Genomic DNA, 20,120 nt, shown 5'->3' with positions numbered 1-20,120 from the left:
GAGACCTATGACCCGTGTGGAGACGTATTTACGCTACCAGGACGTCTTTGGAACGCCGTCCACCTTTGAACAATTCGAAGCGGCGCTGCGTTCACTGGATCTTGGCCTAGTTCTTCGCACCTTCGCCGCTATAAATGTCTTGTGTTCAAGACGCGGTCTTCCCCGAGATCAGAGGGCTCAGGTCGGCATCATTCGGGAGTTATTCGATTCCGCAACCGTCAAACGGCTCGAAGAGAGTGGCCTGCCGGTCTTCCATCGTCACCAATGTCTTTTTATCCTGCGCGAAGCCGCTCGATGCTGTCCCGATGTTCCCGACATGGTCATGACGCGAGAGATATCGCACAGAATCGGGACATTGGCTCTCATGTCCAACGAACACGACTCTAACCCGTCGCGGGCATCGAGCCTGGAGCCGTGGAGCGAGGCGTGGCTGGAACAGATGATCTGTGACTTCATTCCGATCACTGAGGCAAACGAGCTGAGATTCGACTTCGCATCCGTCCCTCGAATGCATAAGATCGTCAATTACCTCGCTCCGGCTCGCGTCACTCAGCCGGCGTACTTCGATGTAGGAGCCTTCTTTGAAAAAGCTTCGGGTTTACCGCTCAAGCTTTTCGAAGCCCTGATGATCGGAGTGCTGCCGAGGATCATGCAAAGCGCGGCCGATCTCACTATGAGATCTCCGCATTATGGCGTTCACGTTGATTTTTACGAGCAATCAAGATTGTCACCTGCACACCGAGACGCATTCCTTCGACTTTTGAGCAGTACCCCCGAGGAACTCCGAACACGTTTAACGAGCAGGCCGGGGATGCTCAGCGATTTCACCGCGCTGAAGGAATTCCCTTTTCTCAGAACCGAGCAGGTCCTTATCCCGCTCGACACCTTATTTTGCATGGAGAAGTTTGAGTCATCGGTCTTCTGGACCATTTACAAGTCGTTACCGAATCGAGAGCGCCAGAACTTCTCAAGCTTTTGGGGAAAGATCTTTGAAGACTACATTTCCTGGCTTTTTTCAAACTCCGTCGACCAGAAGCTGAACCGCTTTTATGCCTCTCCTCGGTACGTAGAGAACAACGAAGAAGTCTGCGATTTCATCATTATTTGCGGCACGACGGCTTTGTTCATCGAATGTAAAGGCGGGGTCATGCTCGGGTCGGCGAAGTACGGCGGCGACCCGTCTGCCCTCCGAGCGGAACTCGGAAAGAAATATATAAAGCCCCAGGGCGTTTATCAGGTGGCGCGATCGATCACCAAGGCCCTCCGGCAATCGCAAAGACCGTTGATCCAAGGCGTCGATCTTAGCGACATACGAACCGTCATGCCCGTCCTCCTCACACGCGACGACATCGGAGACGGCTTCTTCATAAACTCTTACCTCGATGGACAGTTCACCAAGGCCAAGCGCGAACTGAATCTCTTCTCGGAGATTTCTCCTGTCTATTGTTCGAGGCTGTTTTCAATGTCGGTAGACACGATTGAGAAGCTATCACCTTATCTCTGCGACACGAGACTTGCGGAGATCTTAGCGGAGCGTTACATGATGGACCCGCTCCTTCTGACGCCCTTCTTTTTGAAACCAAATCGCGCACTTCGGTCGAAGGGGCCGGATCGTCCACCCACGCTTCTACGGGCGATGAACGATGAGTTACGAGACATCCTTGCCGAATTCCTGAATGTGAATCGAGATGCCACAGTCAGGGAGCAAGAGGTTCGCGCGTCAACGATCTGCCCCCGTCGGCCGTTCTGAGAGGTAGCGATAAGCGCCATAGACCCGCTCCGAATACCCAAGGCAGACTCCTGAGAACTTCGCTCTCGGTTGGCGGGTCAAAGAAACTGGCGCTTCGAGACGGCGGTTTGCGACCTGTCATCCTGGGAATTCTTTGTCGTATGGAGGCATCTGCGCAGGCAACATCTCTCGCTGTATGGCGAAGTTCGATTCTTCACTATCCAGCCCGCCCGTCTCCCGGTCGTGATAGAAATCAACCCAGCGTGCCAGTAAGGGGCTTTCCTTTGGCACGTACATCATCGGTTGCGATTTCATCACCACAAGGTAATTCGTTGGAGGGCCTACGGTCTTCTCTTTCTGCGCCTCGAGCATTGCCTCATGGATATGGAATACGGTCCGCGCGAGGCCGAAAGCCAGGTTCTGTCCACGTTTGTTCAGCTGACTCATTCCGAGGATCGACCCACTGCCAATCGCATGCACACCCGGACTCGATTCGGACTGGATGTGTTCAATCCCCTTTGCGCAAAAGAACATCGTGTTTTCTGCGGTAAATCCACCGACGATGCAAGAAATATTTAGAGGAGTGCCGCGAATCGCCTGCATCCCAAACTTTTCCGCCATGATGTCGAAGTCGGCGGGAGGAAGGAATCGATCATGGAACTCTTTGAGCGTGATTCCCAGGCTCCTCCGGAGTTCCCAGTCGATCTTTGGTCGGAAGACCTGGAAGCGAGCTTCGTTGATCGCTTCCATCACTTCTTCGCGGTATGGATCCCTGTCTGTCTTTGCTAGCAGCTCCATCTGTTGCACGAGCCGACCCACGAACTCATGGCATTCGGAGACTGATCCAGCAATCGCTGTGGCGCAGTTGTATGGTGGCAGAGGGTACTGTTTGCCCGCCTGATCATTGGGATCAACGGGTGATGTCCCGTGGGTGACCCGAGTGTCTGCCGCGAGAACGATAGATGGGCCTGTTAAGGAAAGCGCCCCGATACACACGGTCATGATGTCTTGTCACCGTCCATGGCATCCCCCTCTGAATGCGCCGCGGGTAGGCGGCTCGGGAGTCTGTTCAAACATTCTATGATCCAGATTGCGCTCGGGCGGCACTAGGTCGTGGACTTGCAGACCTTTGCCCTCCAGGGGCAGAGGTGAGGCATCTCTGAGGCGCAACGGAATGAGGGTGCTGGCGAGGGTGCTGAAATTCTGAAACTGCTGTTTTCCGAGTGTTTTTGAGTGCTCAAGGGTGCTGTCGTTAGCCATCAACGCCCATGAAATCATTTAGATACAACCAGTTAGCGTAACTGTCACGACAGAGGGGGTGCAATCTCCTAACGCTGCCGTGCCTATTTCGAATGTGTGATAAATCGTCGAGTCACTCGTTGAGGCAGATGGGGCTGGAAACGTGCATTGGCCTGTTGTCACCAGTTGAGAACGACTAGGCGAATTACTGCCGAGAAGCCGACTTCGCGATACCACATACGATCGCCGCAAGTTCGACATGCGGGATCGCTTTCTTCTACGCCCACACGATCTACGCCCCATTCAACTGGACACGGATCGCGATGGTTCTCCACATGTTCATCTGAAGTATAGCGATCGGCACATCTCCGGTTGGAAGACGGTCGGAGCGACGAAGAAGCCGATCGAGGTTGAACTGAGTGGACCTGTCTGGGACGGTAATCTTTGGGGTCTGACGCTTGCGTCGTTGCCGCTCACAGCAGGTACGGATCTAACTCTGCCCACCTACCAGTACGATTCGGCCTAGGTGCGTTCTACATCAATGTCATCGACCAGCATCGAGAGAGTACCCCAGCAGGCGAGGTTCAGGCTTGGAGCATCAAGGCTGGACTGAGCCGCACTGAGCACGTCGAGTACATCGTTTCAGTACGTCCGGGGCTTGAGATTTCTTACAGTGCAGGCCCATCTTCGCAGCATATCGGCGGGGATTGTAGCGGAGTTCAGTAGGCACAAGCGGCGTTCCTCCAAATCCCGATGCTCAGATCTGACCATAGTAGATCATCTGCTCCAGTTCGTAGGCCTGTGGAACTCCGAGACTCACGAGCTTGCTCAGGATACGTTCGACCTCGGGTATGACCGTATCGTTGAACGCCTCGGGTGCTTGCTGGAAGATCGAGATCAAGAGCGTGCAAATTCTTACACCAAACTGCCACTCAATCCAAAAACGATCGCTGTCAGGGAAACGGTCTAACCAGATACCGGAACAGGTCGCGATGAACGATGCGTGCTCGGGTCGAGGAGCGACCTCCATGAAGTTGAGGTACATGAGTCCGAGGTAGGGCGAGGTGCAGTCTCGCAAGAAGGTCTCAAGAATCGGTAGAAAGACGTCTGCCTTCTCGATGAAGGAGGTCGGCAGATAGCACTTCGACTGTCTGAAGCCGCGATCGTTGAACGCGATTGTCGCCAGTGCGGGCGCAAGGTACATGGTGACGCTGAGCTCGTCGCGATCCTTGTTCCAACCGTAAAGCTTTGTGGTCTGCACGCGTTGAATCAGATTGGCGCGGATATGTGCGGCTTGAGCTGCTGTCAAAGCGTTTCGCTCGAAGTAGGCACGGTCTACGCTCACCAGGAGTTCGGAGACGCAGGAGCAAAGTGTGTTGTCCGGCAGACGAGAGAGAAGACTTTCAAGCGTGGTGTCCAGCTGCATGGGACTCTGTTCGCTGAGGCAACGTGATTCAAGGTCGAAGTACACTTCGTTCCACTCTTGGGGCGACTTGTCGCTGTTATCTTTGTCGTCAGTGCCTGCGCCATTCTCATCGCGGGTCCAGTTGCGATAGGTCGCCACAATCTCAGTCGGCCAACCAAACTTTGATGGATCAAACTGCGGCTTTGCCTGCTTCAACCAAAGAGCTGCGGACTGCCAATTCACATGGACTGCCGGACGCGGTGCCTCTTCCTCCTGATCGTCGGATTCATCTTTACGCCCAAGCGGAAAGACCGGCCACGCGGGCTCGGACGACGATCCTTCCAGCCAATTAGCGATTTCGTTCACTCCCGCATCCAGAACTGCTTGATGCTCTCTCGCGCGCACTTGTTTCTGTTCGTCCGTCAAACGCCATCCGTAGTCGAGCATTACAGCAGACAGGAAGGCGCAGCGGAGGATGGCGGGCACAAAGTGCTCATGGATCGTTGTGAGCGCATGGATGGTGACTCCAAAGCCGTGCGCGGCAGCGTATCCGCTGCGAACGACGAAGTGAAGAAGAAGCCTGAAATCGCCATCGCGCTTGTCTTTATATAGGAGTAGGGTCTGGCCGACGAATGCGATGGCCCGAGGGTTCATCGACAAACCACTCCGCATCATGAAGCTCGGCTCGTCGTTGCCCGCAAACGCTTTTATAAAGACGGTGCGCATCCAGTCCCCGCGTTCCCTGATGAGATCGTTCGTGCCGTCCCGCGCGATGAGCCACGCTGTGACCACGACGGACTCCGTGGTGGAGGAGCGTTCCCCGCTCGTGTCGAATTCGTCGATCCGGTCCAGTACAGAAACGTGCCGATCGGCCCAGGCTATAGCCTGCTCGATGAACTCGGGTGTGCAGGGAGTAGTGCTCGCCAGCTTGGCTTGAATCTCTATGCAGAGGGAGCTTTCGGCAAGCCTAGGTCTCGCCTTGCTGCGAATGGGCTCCATCTGGGCAGCCTCAGCGGGAGGCTCCTGGTAGACGATGACGGGACGGTCTTCGCCGTTGGGCTGGGGCAACGACGCATTGGCCCAGTTTTCGGAGCTAAGGGTGTTCAGCGCATGCCGGACCATCTGGCGAGGATCCCCAAGATCCGACTTTACTTCTGGTGGCCCAAGGCGCTCGGCGGCTCGCTGCAGTAACGACCGCAATCTTAGATTGGCTTCCTTCGGGCCGAAGGTATATTGCGAGAGCACTTTGTATAGATTTGTCCGACGCGAAGTTCTCTGCTTGAGGCTCTCAAGAGTGGCACGGCCGATCGGTTCTTTCTGGATCTCCTTAAGGCCCAGAAAATCCGGAACCACGGTATTGTCATGGCGGTCCCGCGTCATCTCCAGGCACAATAGTTCCGGACTCGCGAACAGTGGTATCGCGGCCTCGGCAGACTCTGGCCAGTGCGAAAGCACTACGTCGATCGCCACCAGCAACACAGCGCATGACATGGAGGGTGTCGCAAGAATATCCGCCAGGACGTCTTCCACCGTCTCCCCTTCATCGATGCGTTTGTGCGCCCAGGCCTCGAGCGCCATCAATGCTGAGACAATCGTTGCAGATGCGTTTCCGTAGTCTCGTGACCAGTAGTAGAAATCCTGCCAGGGGAAGGTATTGTTTTGCTCGCTAAAGAGGATCGGAATCGCGTGCGCATCTTGTGTGTTGGCCCGGTAGAAGCGGACTTCGTATTCGACGAGATGACGGACGAGTCTCAGGCCTTGTTCAGGAGACGCAACCAACAGCTCCAAGAAGGGGCCCTGGGCTGGTGACGCTGGCTGAAACCCGATATCCGCGTTCTCGAATGGTCTCTCTGGAAATAGACCGCTTCGGTCTCTCCGGCGTGGAGTCGGTGGGATGAGGGTCTCGATCGTAAAGTCGACAAGTTCTTTGGGAGCAACCTCCGCCAGCTTACCGCGGAATTCCAAGATGGAACGCCTGGTGTCACGAGAGCGAACTCGACCATGAAACGACGTGAGATAGTCGGCTGCGAGCTGCGGGGTCCTGTCACAAAAGAAAACGAGGGATGTGCGCAGCTCACCCTCGAGAACTTTGAGCTGATGCTCCTGCAGTTTGCCGTCAAAGATGCGATTGACGAAGCCATATGGATTCGCTTCGTTTTCTTGATCGATCGCCAGTAGCCACTCGTAGATCTTGGGCAGGATCAGTGGTGCAAGACCGTCGCCACCCCATGTTCCCATCAAGTACGAGCTATAGAGTTTAGCGACTTCCGGGATGGCGATGGCCGGTATGTACTGATGGATCACCAGCAGGCCCATGATGAGATACATCGGAGATGAGTTGCGAGGTACCCGGAGCTGCGAGGCGCCTGCGGGTACCTCGAGACCGCGCGCCTTGGCGCGCCTGCCGAACGACTCGAACTCCACGGCCAGGACGTAACGGATTAGGTCACGGAGCAGGAAGGCATCTTCAGCGAGAAGAACAGCGGCTGAAGTCCGTATCAGGCGGATCGAGATCTCCGATCGCACGAGGGAAAGAAGCACAGCTCGGCGCCAAGTTTGGTGAGTTGGACGTTGACTCACCGGGCCGAGGATCGCTAGCCAGGCTGCCGCATCCGAGGCGTTCTCGATCGCCAGCCGAGCGGCGAGTTCCACACCACGGTCGAGATCCAACGGAGCTCTCTTTTCAAGGGGCAGCTTCGGGATCAGCTCCGGTGACTCCGATAGCAGGCTGCCTACCGCCCATTCCCGCAAGACATCGTGTCGAAACGTTACGCTGTCAAGCCGCAACTCGCGGAGAGTCCCACTCTTGATGAGACTATCGAGTGCGGCAGCGAGCTCGCTTCGTGAGTGATAAGGTTCGATCGACACGAGATAGTGCTCGGCCATGCGGTAAAGCACGCGGCGCCGGTCCCGCAGCAAGCTGTCCGCTCGCCCATCCCCATCGCTCCACCACTGTCTTGCCATCTCGGCTTCGGTTGCGGGCCACGGTTGAGCTTCGTCGCGATTCACAAGCCGTGACAACCTGAACAGATTGCGCACGATTGGTTTCGCAGGGTGGGAATCGGAGAGCAGTTGCGAAAGTCGATTCGCTCCTGCACGCAGTTCATCCACTTCGGCTTCGTCGAGGTCGGGGATAAACACGGTTGGTGCTTGTCCAAGGGCGGCGAGGCTTTCTTTTGATAGCCAATTTGGCTCGACAAGCCCAAATTCCGTGCGGGCTGTGGCGATGACGCTGATCCCGGCAATGGATGCGGCGATGCGCACGAAATCGTTGACGGTGGACTTTGCCTCCGGGCTGAAGAAGTCCAGATTGTCGATGAAAAGCACCGCAGAACCACTCAGCGACAGATCTGTCAGTAGTTCCCGGCAGGTTCCGTCGTAGCCGATCGAGTCCCGAAACTTCCCCCAGCCGCCAGGAGTGGTCCGAATAGGACTGAAGATAAGAACGGGGGCCTCGGCCCCGAGTTCCTCCGCTAAGTGCCGCAGGATCCCAGATTTACCCACACCGGAGTCGCCGCGGATCTCAACATAGCGCTTTGACTCGAGAGCATTGCGTACTGCTTCTACCCGTTTCTCACGCTGCAACCTGACACCTGAGACGCGATCCTCGATGTCGCTGAGGGCCAATTCAGAGTCTTCGGCCAATTTGTCCAATGCCTGGAAATTCACGCGTCGAGCGGCGAGAGAGTAGTTCTTCTGCAACTCCTCGACCAGTGCCTCTCGAGAGATCTCGCCGCCACTGGCCGCGGTCTCGAGCGAGAGTTTGGTCAGAGTCGTCCAGAGATTGCCTGCTTGATCCGCATGGGAAGGATGGAGCGCTCGGACCGCGCGTTCCTGCATCAGCTCGACCGAGGCAGATCCAATGGCTGTGAAGTCGAAGACCAGAATCTGGAGTCTCCGGAGCAGCTGCCAGATGAACTCGTCATCGCTATCCCCGCCGCACTCCCGGAGGTTGTTGCGGAAGGTTTCGACGAACGTGCTCATGGGGTCGTTGCCCGCGCCAGGACGAGCCAGACGTGCATGGAACGCAGCTGATGATTCGAAGTTGCGGGCCCAAGTCAGAACGTCCTGATAGGATTTTTCAATCCTTTCTGTCGTGCGCGCTATTGCGATTGCAAGCTGATGATTACTGCTCCAGAACCCTGGCTCATCTGTGGCCTCCTTGATCTGCCCCGTGACTTTGCGAAACACTGGATCTTTGGGAGCAAAAGTAATGCTCCGTTTAACCTGTACTTCGAGTGTCGCCGCGCGGCCCGCTTTATCGTGAGCTTTGACGATGACATCGTCGAGCGGATTGCTCTCGTCCGCACGTTGAAACTGGATCTGATGAATCCTGCAGCCCGGTACACCCCGAGCATCAACGTCTAGCAGCAGCGACAGGAGGTAACTTCCTCCTACCTGTCCCTCGAAAAGTGAACCCGCAGGTCCGCTGGATGCTGGGCTGGTCATATATTGATTATCTCAATCACGACCGTAAAGGTTGAGTCCAGAGCGACTCTGTGCCCCGGGAAAGTGACCGAAAGGATTTATCGCCGGGATCGATTTATCCTCAGAGGTATTGGCTCACCGCGCCGAATATAGCTTCATAGCTTCCGCGTCGGTTGATTGGAATACGTCCACCCGGGCAAGCTCAAACTGCCGTTGGACGGCTGGAAATGACCAAGACAACACAGTTACAACTTACAATGAGATGACGGAGATCAAGTCAGCCTGCACTTGCAATGTACGAAGACCTCGATAAGATTGCGACGCTGAAGTTCGGCAAAGAGATGGAGTCTATCTCGGTCCAGACTCGTGACCGCGTTCGAGAGATGCAAAACGAATGTGCAGCCCGCTCCGGTGCCTCAGGGGGCCGGAGTGGCCAGCAAGAAGCTGCGATCGGTCGGGCACAAATGGAGGGTGCGGAGCGGTTAGTTCAACGCTTTTTTGAGATTTGGGTCGATCTAGTGAAGCGCTCCAAAGGGCACCTCGATCAGAAAGACATCGGATTCATTCTGCCCAAGGTTGAAGGGCTTGCGCAATCTCAGGTCCGGAATCTGCGTACAGCATTCCACCAGCAACGAGCAGGAGCCGTCGTCAATGTTCTGGCGCAAGAGGCCGACCTACGGATGACGGCGGCTGCAGCCAACGCGCGACGCGAGTTAAATATCATGGTTCGCGAGCATGAAGCATTTTCAAACGAAGCTAAGACCAGAGACGGTTCCACGCGAATCGATATGGAGGGCAAGCTTACGAGACGTTCCGCTGAATTATTAAACATTCTCATCGCGTCGCCATCAGATGTTGTGGAAGAGAGGGACGTGGTTGAAAGAGTCATCCTAGACTGGAACGCCTCTCATTTGGCGAGCACGGGAGTGATGTTGCACCCAGTTCGGTGGGAGAGCCATGCCTATCCTGCATCAGGTGATCATCCACAATCCCTTATCAATCGGCAGATCGTAGATTCCGGCGACATCCTTATAGGAATTTTCGGCTACAAACTAGGTACACCCACCGACAAGGCCCAGTCGGGAACGATCGAAGAGATCGAAGAGTTTCGAGCGGCCGGCAAGTATGTTGCGCTCTACTTTTCGACTGCCGATGTGCCGCGTAGCGCAGACCGAGACCAGCTCGCAGCACTCGCCCGTTACAAAGTGGATCGACAAAAAGACACTCTGTATTTCGACTTCGAGGACGCCACCGCACTTCGGAATCACCTGACGAGGCATCTGCCCAAGATCGTTGCCGATGTCCGGGGCCAGATCGGTTCACGCTCCACCGTAACTCAACCGACCGTAGAGCCGCAGTCACCGAGTTCGCTCATGCTGGCGGATCTGATTTCGGAGCTTGAGGACAACTTCGACTGCGCGTCTCGACCCAGGACTGGAGATACCTATCGCCGCCCATCAAGCAGAGAATGGTTGGAAAATCGCAACAAACTTTCATTGCCCTCGGATCTTCTGTCCGACCTGAAGACCACATACAACCGGATCAGCAGCTGGGCTGATATGGTGGCCTCAGGGCTGAGCCCAAACATCGGCAGCGCGGCTCTTGAGATGATTGTGTCTGATCTTCGAATGTCACTCCCATCGCTGATTGAGCGCTTGCGGAGAAACCTCAACCATAGCGGCAAGGGATCAAAATAGAGCGAGGGCTTCCCAGCCGTCGCAATTACTGCGGTGAACCGTGGTAGCGGACACGCTGCCACCCTCAGCCCTTTCACACTTGGGTGGCCGGGGGTCCATGGCCGATCAAGCCCGCGTCCTCCTGCGAATAAATGACGGGATGCGGATTAAATACCTCGGCAATCATCCTCGCCGTCGTCAGATCCTGCGCCGGCCGCTCAAAGAGCAGCGAATTACCAAGACGCGACATGCCAGTGTTACCGCCAACTATCTGCACAATGCTCTGAGTGAGGATCAGTCCAAGTATGTTCTCGAACTTCGAGGCGAACGTGACTATCCCCAATCCGACAGATTCCATCTCGTCTCTTTTTGCCTCTAGCCAAACGTGATGGTCCAGCACCGTCGCGAAAGTCCCGTGGTCGCCCAAGTGATGTGCATCCTCTACGGCGATCGCGAAGATGCCGAACTTGCCGGCCGCTCGCAGATTCCGGGCGAATTTGGAGATGTTGTCTTCAATCTGCCCGGTCGAGTTCGGATGCTTGCACTCGATCAAGATGCCCTCGACGCTCATCTCTCCTATTGGATCACTCCGGTCTTCGAGAAACTCAGGCTTCAGACCTCGCCGGATGAGACACGAGGCGATAAACAACTCGTACTCAAAGTCTTTGAAGTAGATGCGACTGTTCTTTCGGGTAGGTGTACCAAAATCCGTTGTGCCGGTAGCCATCTGGGAGAGCTGACGGGTGATGTCCAACCCCGAATTGAGACAAAGCTCGATGCTGTCCGCGATTGAATAAATCACATGAAGCGCCTGAACGGCTTCCTGGACTGCGGCGTCCGACGCAGACTTTGTCGACTTCAGATTTGCAGCGAGGGCGTTTGACTCCTCGAGTGCTAGGGCCAAGCCTTGTCCCGGCTTCAGGGCGATCCGTTTCTTGGCATACTCGTTCCGGATCATCGCCTCGCGGCGGCCCAACTCTTCCCAGATATTGTTCCCGACAGTTTTCATCTTTACTTCTCCCTTATAGCCTTCACGAATTCGAACTACATATCAGAGAGCAATAGTCGTGAACATTGATTTATCGGCAAATGCTCCAATAAATGCAGGTGCATCTTCGCATAGTTGACGAAGTGTAACCAATAAGACTAACATTACTTAGTCAACTGGAGGCCGTCATGCTCATCGTTTCTGAACATCCTAGGACCCTTGATGAGGTTCAACAGAGTATTCAACGTTGGCTGGGAAAGTCCTCCGAAGGCGTCTTGCCTTTCACCTTCTCTCGGGGCGACGGTCCGGCCGATCTCCTTTGCCTTGTGTCGCATAGCACTCAAGACGTCAAACTTAGCACGGCTCGGGAGTGGGTTCTGTTTGAGATGAAGCACAGCCGCCTTAAGCTCAATCTCGATAAGTTCTTGGTCACCACAGCGATTGAAGGCGAACGAGTGTGCCTGAATATCGAGCAGGAGCCTGAGTCGGAGCACCGTGTTCTGAGCTGGGTTCTGCAGGACATAGCGGAGACTAAGCATCCCGCGTTTCAATCCCGAATCCTGAGAGCCTTCCTCCATCTGGAGGAGGACCTGCCAAGCTCCACCATTGAGGAGGCGACGGGAGCACCTACTGACTTTCTGGTGGCACTCGAAGCCCTGAGTTCGGCTCCGGGGACGGCCCAACTCATCGCGGACGATCCACTTCTCGCCGCCAAGATCAGGGGGCTGAAGCGGAAGAGACAGATGCTGGAGATTGCCGGCGGCGCTCTCTCTTCGGGCCAAGTCGCGGAGGTCCTCAGCATCTCCAGGCAAGCCGTCGACAAGCGGCGGTCAGCAAACCAACTCCTCGCACTCACCCAAGGCAGGCGTGGCTACAGCTACCCGAGCTTCCAATTTGAGGACGGTAACACGATTCGAGGCCTCGAGCGGGCGCTTGGGCATCTGGCGAATCTCGATCCGTGGATGCGGATGGCCTTCTTCACCTCGCCCAATGAACGACTCGGGGGAACCACGCCGATTGAGGGGCTACAGGAGGGGTTGGTCGAAGAGGTCGCAGACGCAGCCAGCGGTTACGGGGAGCAGGGTTCTCTATGATCGATCTGCCGGGAGAGCATCCCCTTCCCCATCCAGAGCTCCCTACGCAGACGCCGCTTATATTCACGATCAAGGTCGGGGAGGTCCTCTACCGTCACCACCAGACCGTCAACGATCCTATCCACTTCGGAACCTCCGGGCTCAACCGGTTCGACGATCCGGACTGCGCCACAGGCGCGACGTTTGGAGTTCTCTACGCTGGTGAAGATCCCCACTGTTGTTTCATTGAGTCATGCGGTTCAACGACGGGCGTTCCCGCAGTGTCAGGCGCATACCTCGATGCACGTTCGATCGCGAAGCTTGAGCTGACCGAAGAACTCCGGTTCATCGATCTGGCTAGCTCCGGCGGACTGACTCATGTGGGCGCTGATGGGCGTCTTTTCACGGGATCCTACAAAGTCGCACAACGTTGGTCTGCCGCTCTTAGGCTGCATCCTGCGAAGCCTGACGGGCTACGGTACCGCTCACGACATGATCCGACGCGTATCGCCTATGCGATCTTCACGCGACCACACTCGACGTTCAACGTAAGTTCGATGGGATCGCTGACCGCCTATGCGAACAGGGGGCTGCTGAATGAACTGCTGCGCGATTACAACGTCGATCTGATCTGATTCGGTAGAGAACGAGCCTATGACCACTTCCGACACGTATAAACACCATCGACCAGGATGGGATTTGGCTGAAAGACGCAATCATGAAAGGACCGTATGCAACCCGCGCCGCAGGACACGGAGATTCGCCGGTTGGGGCATATGCAAGAACTATCGAGGCTGCTGACACCTGGTGCGATCGGCTTTTACGACCACATTGAAGTGACGGAAATTGTTGGCTTTGTCGACGACCCTACCAAGCCGGTCAATATTTTTACCATCATCGTTGCGGGCGAGGGCGACGTTGAAGCGACTGTCTCGCCCCAGTTCCTGAACCCAGGCCGAATCGAGCTGGCAAAGCTCAAAGAGTGGAAGTTCGGAGTCGTACGCTACCGTCTCCCCATTTGCGAACTGGAACAGCTCGTCTCTGATATCACTTCTCGCCAGGTTTGGCGCGGCTCCGGCAAAGACCTCAGACTCGGCAAAATGACGGCTCTCTCACCGAAGTTCGTTCCCCATGACGGTCGTAATGCGGTCCCTCTCAACCGGGTTCTTAAGAATAATTTCTGGAGCGGGTCACATGTGTTCGAATGGGTCGATCCGAAAAAGGAGCAGTTGCGCCCGTTTTTTGAAGACCCTACAAGGCTTCAGGATCTGTCGGATCGAATCGGACGATTCGTACCTATCGAGATCGGGGCGCTCTCGGACCGCCTGGGCAATGTCATGCTGCAGTTAGCGGTGAACGTTATGGCAGCGAAGTTCAGCGAGGCGACAATCGGCCATGCGCTTACGCTCAAGATGGGCTGGCATCCAAAAGCGACCCCGCGTGAGCTCATGGTGACCTGCGAACGCAACTCAGACGGGTTCGTCTCGGCCTTCGTCGCGGTGAAGGTTACCGGCGAGGAGACACCCATCCCACTTGCCTCCCGGGACGGACCCTATCGTGCCTCGATATGGGAACCCAACGGAGGGACACTTCTTTCTGCTACAGGAGAGTTTGATTTCTTCGATTCTGTTCCGATCAATATGCACGCTCTGACGAACCACACTCGCACGTTCGTCCTTCGGAACACCTTTGGCGCGGAAACGAAGCATGAGGTTGGCGTGATCACACATCAGAGCCTGTTGGTGGGAACGCCCTACGTGGACCCAAACGGAGGGTTTACTCAGAGCCGCCTATACGCCGAAGAGATTTCGGGTCTTCTGGAACGACGAGAGTTTGTTCAATATGCCAAGGAACTGACCGATCTCCGGCTTGAGAGAGAGCGAGCACTTTCTGACATCCGGAGGCTAATCAACCAACATTGCGAGGCTGGCGCCTGGTTGTGGGATCCGTTCTTAACCGCGAAAGATATTCTGGACACCCTCTTCTTCTGCCATCGGCGCAATGCCGACCTCCGCGCATTGACATCAGGCAAAGAATCTCCTGAAGGCAGGTTGTTCAGCACTCCCGAAGATGACTTCGTTGCCCTGCAGCGCCGTGTCTTCCAGGAGGCAGAAAGCAATCTGGAGGGCCTTCGACTCGAATTCAGGAGGAAATACGGCCAATACGGTTCCTCGTTCCATGACCGCTTCCTTATCTTTCCGCGCACGTTACATCGTGAAACGCTCGTTTGGTCACTCGGGACTTCGATCAACGGTGTGGGCAAAGAGCACCACATTCTGCAGCTGGTGGATAACGGACAGGCCATCATGGATGCCTTCCTCGAACTCTGGAACAAACTCACCGAACCGGAACACCTGGTCTGGAGGGTTCCGTGAAATTGGTGGAATGGCAGGAAGCCATATCTAAAGCTTTGGAACCTGGCGACGTAATTACCCCTGCGGGTCTTCTGCAGACCCTCACAAACGAGGGTGAACCGCGTCAGGCGCTGTCGAATATGGATCGTAGCAACCGTCTGTTCGCTTCGCTCCACAAAGAGTTCCCGTTCTTTCGACAGCCACTTCCCAATAAAATACCGCTGTCGGATGAAGATCAGGCGCGAGGGATCGGAGTCCTGCGTTGGTTGATCGAACAACTACGGGAATGGTCTGCTCTTCGAGACCCAGAGCTTGAGCGCTTCGTGGCGTCCGTCGTAGTCATCCAGTCGTGCCCATGGGATAGCGTGGCGTGGTTTTCACTGGACGACAACTTGCTCTTCAACGCGGAACTGACTGAGAGACTCAAGGCTATGCTTTCCTCCACAAAGGTCACGATCAAGGTTCAATCCTTGGGCGGCGATGGTAGAGCAGATGATGAGTCAGTAGCTCAACTCAGAGCGGCGGGAGAGATCAAGGATTGGAAAACGCTCTTGATCAGTCGAAGGCGTATGACGAACCTGATGTTCCCCAACCTGCTGATTATCCAGGCGGTTCGCTACTTGTATAGACACAGTCCTTCGGCGCTTGTGGCAGGCACATCAGAAATCCAGGATGCATCTCTCGTTCAACAAATCGTCGGTGCGTTGACGGTAGAACAGGGGTTCCGCTTCGCGAGCCAGACCGATAACGGCTTGATTCAGCTGATGGCCCTCGAAACAGCTTTCGAGGACCGACGTCTACGGCAAGTACTGTCGGGTGAGCAGCAACGCTCTCTCTCAGACTTGTTGAACAGCATCCTGACGAATGAAGGGACATGGTCGACCTTCCTTGCTCTCTTCTACGAATATCCTTCCGCTTATCCGTCGTTGCAGGCGTTAATAGGATCCGCACTGGCCGTAGCAACCGAAAGCGCGTTGATCGCCTATGTAGAGAGCGTACGGCTGTCCGCTCCGTGCAATTTGCCAAACCGGCAGGCGGTCTCCGTCTGCTTAGCTAGGTTTCGCAACGAAGCGAACGAACCGAGCCGATGGTTCCTGTGGGAGAAGGCGTTTCAGCGCTGGAGTTCCTGGCACTTTGATGGGGCGGGAAGAGAGCTTCTTGAGCCAACATTTTCCGAGATGGACTACGCCATCATCGGGTATTTGAAGGAATGTATCGTCGGAAGTGAGGCGCAAGCTCAGCTGTCGATGATTGAATCGGAAATCAAGAACGTTGAACAAAACTGGTTCCGAAGCATCACAGAGCTCTATACCTTTAGAAATCGGCTTCTCTCACGCCTGCAGCCATTTGCTCATGCGCTTGATCCTTCGAGCGAAGACAACTGGCTGGCTGAGAGCACTTGGTATCACCCGGCCGGGGGCGAACTCTTATATGCAGCTCTTCTGTTCAGCATTCGCGGTGGTTTGTGACGGGGCTACCGTCACATGTCCAAGCCCCCTGTTTCTATCGTTCAGCTCGCCCAACCTCCTCGATGAGTGATACATCGCCAATGCGCTCATTGAGGAGGTTGGGATCAGGAAGTCCTATTACTTTTCGAATGCAACCAGGACCCGCAGAATTTCCCTAAGCGTGCATCCGGTGGAAGGGCCCCTCTTTGGAAAGAAATCCTTAGACTAGAAGCCGATTCCGAAATCATTCTGCTGCTTGGTGGGCTGGGCGAATTCTGTTACTGCGATTTCCTTGGAAGAAGCAAATTCTTGCTGCGGCGGGCTGGTGTATAGAGCGAGATCCGCTTTGGCGGACGCTGCCTGGAACGCCTGTTGGGTGAGTCCATCGCCAGTTGCGATCACACGTTCTGCGCGAACGTTCTTCAAAGAATCGACGACGTAACCGTAGTCGATGTGCTGTGCCTTCTCAGGAGGAACTTCGGCGATCTTGCCGGAATCCATCTTCACGGTCATGGCGTGGTCCTCGCCGATGCGGGTGACAGTCCCGAGGTCACCGGAGCGCACGCCCATCTCCTTATCGTAGGTGCCGAAGCGTACGCGCTCACCCTGGGAGATTGCGCGAGTCTCTTCCTGGAAGACTCTGCTCTCGCGCGTTTGAGTTCGGAGCTGCGCGGGATCGTAGGTAACTTCTTCGCGGGTCGCGTCGAAGCGAACAGAGAGGAGATTGCCGCGCGAGGTCGTGGAAACAACCGTGCCCTGGCTGTCATGAGGGATACCGTCGAGGCCGGGGCTGCCGGTCTTGTACTGGATTTTGTCACCGAGCTGGTAGCTTTCAACACGCATCTTGCTCCCAGTCTCTTTCTCGATGAGAACTGTTACAGCCTGGGCGTCGCGGCCGAGTTTGCCTTGCGCGTAGAGGTCGGCCCGAATTAGCTGTGTCAGCTCGGCGCGCTCTCGGCGATCGGGCGCGACGATGACGGAATGTTGCGGGCGGCTGGCGTACTCGCTAGCGACGGCTGCGAGCCGTGAATCCGGCTTGCTGTACTCATGCACCGCAAGGGTCTGCGACTTCGAAACCTCCTGCGCTGCGGGCGGCTCGGGCTTGGCTGTAAAGTCCAGAGCCGTAGTCTTGGTCACATCGGTAGCGAGCCGCTGGCCCAACGTTGCAGCGTCGTTCGTATAAATCCTCGCGTCTTCGGAGGCGCGAGAGATGGCGACATAGGCGAGCCGGTTGTTGATGAGGCTGCGGCTGGACTCGGTATCGATATTGGCGATCACGCGATCTGCGGTTAGTCCCTGAGAGCTGTGGGATGTGACAGCGTAGCCGTGGTCAAACTGCCGAAACTCAGTGGGATTGAAGCTGACAGAACGCTGTTCCTTCCCATCCATGAGTACGGTGAGTCGGTCCGGCTCCATTCTAGTAATAGTTCCCATGTCGCGGTTCGAAATCCCCAGATCCTTATAAATAGCCGAGAACTGGAGCCGGTCGCCGGTGGCGAATTCCCGGCTGGTCTCGCGATAGACGTTCACGCCATAGACCCGCTTGGGGTCGTACTCGACACTGGAGCCATGGGAGAACTCCACGGTCAAACGATTCGTAGCCGCATCGCTCGATCGCACCACGCCGAAGCTGCCGCGCTCGATCCCCTCGGCTTTGCTGCCGCGTTCGTACTGAACGACATCGCCGGGGCGGTACATCGCCGCCCAGGTGCGGTCGGGGCCGGTCATATCGGAACGATGGGATAGCGTGAGGAACTGCCGACCGTCCTCGGCCAGCGTGCCAGCCTTCAGCAACTCGCCGCGCACGGCTTCATTGATCTGCTGGCGGCTGCGATTGTCCGGCGAAACGATGAGAGTGTTCTCCGGCCTGGCGGCGTAATCCCGTGCGATAGCGGCGATGCGCTCCGGCGCACTGGCAAACTCGGTGACACGGCCCTGCTGGGCGAGCAGAGCGATCCCCATCTCTGTTTCGTTGGTGGCAAGGTGCTGCACAGCACGTAGCAACTCCGGGTCTTTCTGCCGCATGATCGTGTCGAGCTTGGAGGTCTGCATCCCCGCCTCCTGCATCTGCTGGAAGGGGCGGCCAGCATCGACGCCCTGATGCTGGCGCGTGTCGCCAATGACCAGAACACGATCCTGCGGGTGTATCTTTTCGAGAAAGGCCCGCATCTGTTTGGTGCTGGCGAGACTGGATTCGTCCAGCATATAGAGATGTCTGCTGGAATCGGGGTCCTTCTGCCGGGCAAGGAAACTCTGAAGCGTGTTGGCCTCGATCCCTGCTTCGCGAAGCTGGCCTGCGGCTTTCGAGGTCGGGGCGAAGCCTTCGACCTTATAGCCGCCCTGCTCCGCACCCTCACGGATGGCGGCCAGCGTGCTCGTCTTCCCGGTTCCGGCTAATCCCTGGAATCCGTGTACGCGGTCGGTGCTGGCCAGCACCTCGCGGATGGCCGTTTGCTGCGCCTCGTTCAGAAACTCGCGGAACGTGGCCTGCCGCTCTGCGGCGGCTGTGGACAGCATTGGAGCCGATGCGCCCTGTCCGTTAAGGACATGCTGCACGTTTGCTCGCTCGTCGGCAATCGTCTCAGGTGTTGTGAAGCTGCGGCCAGAGCTGTATTTTTGACCTTGGACGGAACGGAATTCGCCTTCCTCCCGCCGCCGCTGGAACTCCGTCTGCACCTCCGAAAAGCTGACCTCGCCCATGCCCCTGCGTAGTGCTTCCCGCATGATGACACGTTCATCGGCCACGGCCTCTCGTTCGAAAACCTTCTCCTTCGCGAAGGCTACCGCCCCACGAAAATCCGGCTGCACACTGGGTTCCTGTGCCTGTCTCAGGGCACGTTCGCGCGCGGCGGCGATCACCCGTTCCGGCTGGTCACCGAAGTCTTTGGCCATCTCCTTGTGCGCCGCCAACACTTCGGACGCCGTGAGGGTTTGCTTCCGGTCACGGGTCGCGTGGGCGGCGATCTGCGCCGCCTCTGGTCCCTGGAAACCCGTCCGTTCCATCTGTTCTTTGATCTGCCGAGAACGAGGGCTGGAGGCGTCAAGGTATGCCTGTGTGAAGCCCAGAATTTCGGGTGCGCCGCTCTGTCCCGGCTCGATCTCATAGCCCAGCTTGCGTAGCTGATGCGTCAGCACCGATTGGTACACGGCGGTCGCATAGTTTTGCGACTCGAAGAATGTCCGTTCCTGGATGGCACGGGTGGAACCATCTTCGCGTTCCGTGACATTAAAGATGATGGCGTGGGTATGGAGCTGCGGCGCGGCGTAGCCGTTCACAGGCCTCGCCGTGTCATGTTCGAACTTTGCAGCGACGAACTTCCCGGTCACCTCGGCGGGATTGTTGCCGCCGATCCGCGCATGCGTGTACTTCTCCAACTCATCAAGGGCGGTCGTCACGGCAGCTCGGTGTGCCTTTGTCACGCGCTCGTCACCGCCAACGAGGGCAGTCAGCGAAACGGATTTGGGAGCGGAGAAGGTCGCGTCCCACCCGGCCCTGTGCTCGACGGGTTTGGTCACCGAACCATCCGCGTTTGTGTATTCCTGTCCTTCCCGGTGCCGCACCATCTGCGCCTCCGTCTGCGGGTGTATGCCTTCCGTCAGACGGGAGAACTCCAACGGTGCGACCTCACCGGAGAGGCCAAGGGAAGCGGCAAGTTTGCCCTGCCACTCTCCTTTTACCGTGTCGTCCTGCTTGTAATAGCTCTGCGCATCGCTGGTGTATTCGAGCTTGTGATACGTCTGCGCCTGGGCGGAGCTGATGGCTTTCGAAATGGTCAGCAT

General features: G+C 56.5%; 11 protein-coding genes. 7 read left to right on the top strand and 4 right to left on the bottom strand.

Annotation, left to right across the window (positions count from 1 at the left end):
- The first annotated feature begins 7 nt into the window (after positions 1-7).
- Complete coding sequence (locus VO84_RS16255) at positions 8-1,750, top strand: hypothetical protein (RefSeq protein WP_058188607.1); 1,743 nt, start codon at positions 8-10, stop codon at positions 1,748-1,750.
- 117 nt (positions 1,751-1,867) lie between these two features.
- Here VO84_RS16255 and VO84_RS16250 read toward each other — a convergent pair whose 3' ends face one another.
- Positions 1,868-2,731: a hypothetical protein gene (locus VO84_RS16250; protein ID WP_150132874.1), complete on the bottom strand. Its 864-nt coding sequence runs from the start codon at positions 2,729-2,731 to the stop codon at positions 1,868-1,870.
- A gap of 496 nt (positions 2,732-3,227) precedes the next feature.
- Here VO84_RS16250 and VO84_RS16245 point away from each other — a divergent pair, with 496 nt between their 5' ends.
- The gene (locus VO84_RS16245) at positions 3,228-3,494 is read left to right on the top strand and encodes a DUF3108 domain-containing protein (RefSeq protein ID WP_058188605.1); all 267 of its coding nucleotides are present in this window, start codon (positions 3,228-3,230) and stop codon (positions 3,492-3,494) included.
- A gap of 231 nt (positions 3,495-3,725) precedes the next feature.
- Here VO84_RS16245 and VO84_RS16240 read toward each other — a convergent pair whose 3' ends face one another.
- The gene (locus VO84_RS16240; protein WP_058188604.1) at positions 3,726-8,822 is read right to left on the bottom strand and encodes an NACHT domain-containing protein; all 5,097 of its coding nucleotides are present in this window, start codon (positions 8,820-8,822) and stop codon (positions 3,726-3,728) included.
- A gap of 272 nt (positions 8,823-9,094) precedes the next feature.
- On the opposite strand from VO84_RS16240, the gene VO84_RS16235 reads away from it, so the two are divergent.
- The gene (locus tag VO84_RS16235; RefSeq protein ID WP_058188603.1) at positions 9,095-10,498 is read left to right on the top strand and encodes a hypothetical protein; all 1,404 of its coding nucleotides are present in this window, start codon (positions 9,095-9,097) and stop codon (positions 10,496-10,498) included.
- 73 nt (positions 10,499-10,571) lie between these two features.
- Here VO84_RS16235 and VO84_RS16230 read toward each other — a convergent pair whose 3' ends face one another.
- Positions 10,572-11,486 (bottom strand): hypothetical protein, encoded by a 915-nt coding sequence (locus VO84_RS16230; RefSeq protein WP_058188602.1) that lies wholly within the window; start codon positions 11,484-11,486, stop codon positions 10,572-10,574.
- 365 nt (positions 11,487-11,851) lie between these two features.
- Between VO84_RS16230 and VO84_RS16225 the strand changes: the two genes are divergently transcribed.
- The 4 genes from VO84_RS16225 (at position 11,852) to VO84_RS16210 (ending at position 16,361) form a co-directional block, all read left to right on the top strand.
- Positions 11,852-12,559: a hypothetical protein gene (locus tag VO84_RS16225; RefSeq protein ID WP_157439923.1), complete on the top strand. Its 708-nt coding sequence runs from the start codon at positions 11,852-11,854 to the stop codon at positions 12,557-12,559.
- A complete protein-coding gene (locus VO84_RS16220) occupies positions 12,556-13,173 on the top strand; it encodes an RES family NAD+ phosphorylase (RefSeq protein ID WP_058188600.1) in 618 nt (205 codons plus the stop codon). Before VO84_RS16225 ends, VO84_RS16220 begins: the two co-directional genes overlap by 4 nt.
- A gap of 96 nt (positions 13,174-13,269) precedes the next feature.
- Positions 13,270-14,913 carry a VPA1262 family N-terminal domain-containing protein gene (locus VO84_RS16215; protein ID WP_058188599.1) on the top strand — a complete coding sequence of 548 codons (1,644 nt, stop codon included), beginning with the start codon at positions 13,270-13,272 and terminating at the stop codon, positions 14,911-14,913.
- Positions 14,910-16,361 (top strand): hypothetical protein, encoded by a 1,452-nt coding sequence (locus tag VO84_RS16210; protein ID WP_058188598.1) that lies wholly within the window; start codon positions 14,910-14,912, stop codon positions 16,359-16,361. Before VO84_RS16215 ends, VO84_RS16210 begins: the two co-directional genes overlap by 4 nt.
- Before the next feature lie 204 nt (positions 16,362-16,565).
- Here VO84_RS16210 and mobF read toward each other — a convergent pair whose 3' ends face one another.
- On the bottom strand, positions 16,566-20,120 hold the full coding sequence (gene mobF / locus VO84_RS16205; protein WP_058188597.1) for a MobF family relaxase: 3,555 nt from the start codon (positions 20,118-20,120) through the stop codon (positions 16,566-16,568).

This window comes from Occallatibacter gabretensis (genome assembly GCF_001449115.1).
In the GTDB taxonomy this organism is placed as follows: Bacteria; Acidobacteriota; Terriglobia; order Terriglobales; family Acidobacteriaceae; genus Telmatobacter; species Telmatobacter gabretensis.
Note: the sequence above shows the minus strand (reverse complement) of the source record. Positions and strands in the feature narration are given on the sequence as shown.

Bases quoted from the DNA above. Each gene is read 5' to 3' on its own strand.
- VO84_RS16245 (WP_058188605.1), top strand. From the start codon at position 3,228: ATGCGGGATCGCTTTCTTCTACGCCCACACGATCTACGCCCCATTCAA.
- VO84_RS16235 (WP_058188603.1), top strand. From the start codon at position 9,095: ATGTACGAAGACCTCGATAAGATTGCGACGCTGAAGTTCGGCAAAGAG.
- VO84_RS16250 (WP_150132874.1), bottom strand. From the start codon at position 2,731: ATGACCGTGTGTATCGGGGCGCTTTCCTTAACAGGCCCATCTATCGTT.
- VO84_RS16230 (WP_058188602.1), bottom strand. From the start codon at position 11,486: ATGAAAACTGTCGGGAACAATATCTGGGAAGAGTTGGGCCGCCGCGAG.
- mobF (WP_058188597.1), bottom strand. From the start codon at position 20,120: ATGCTGACCATTTCGAAAGCCATCAGCTCCGCCCAGGCGCAGACGTAT.
- VO84_RS16240 (WP_058188604.1), bottom strand. From the start codon at position 8,822: ATGACCAGCCCAGCATCCAGCGGACCTGCGGGTTCACTTTTCGAGGGA.
- VO84_RS16225 (WP_157439923.1), top strand. From the start codon at position 11,852: ATGAAGCACAGCCGCCTTAAGCTCAATCTCGATAAGTTCTTGGTCACC.
- VO84_RS16220 (WP_058188600.1), top strand. From the start codon at position 12,556: ATGATCGATCTGCCGGGAGAGCATCCCCTTCCCCATCCAGAGCTCCCT.
- VO84_RS16215 (WP_058188599.1), top strand. From the start codon at position 13,270: ATGCAACCCGCGCCGCAGGACACGGAGATTCGCCGGTTGGGGCATATG.
- VO84_RS16255 (WP_058188607.1), top strand. From the start codon at position 8: ATGACCCGTGTGGAGACGTATTTACGCTACCAGGACGTCTTTGGAACG.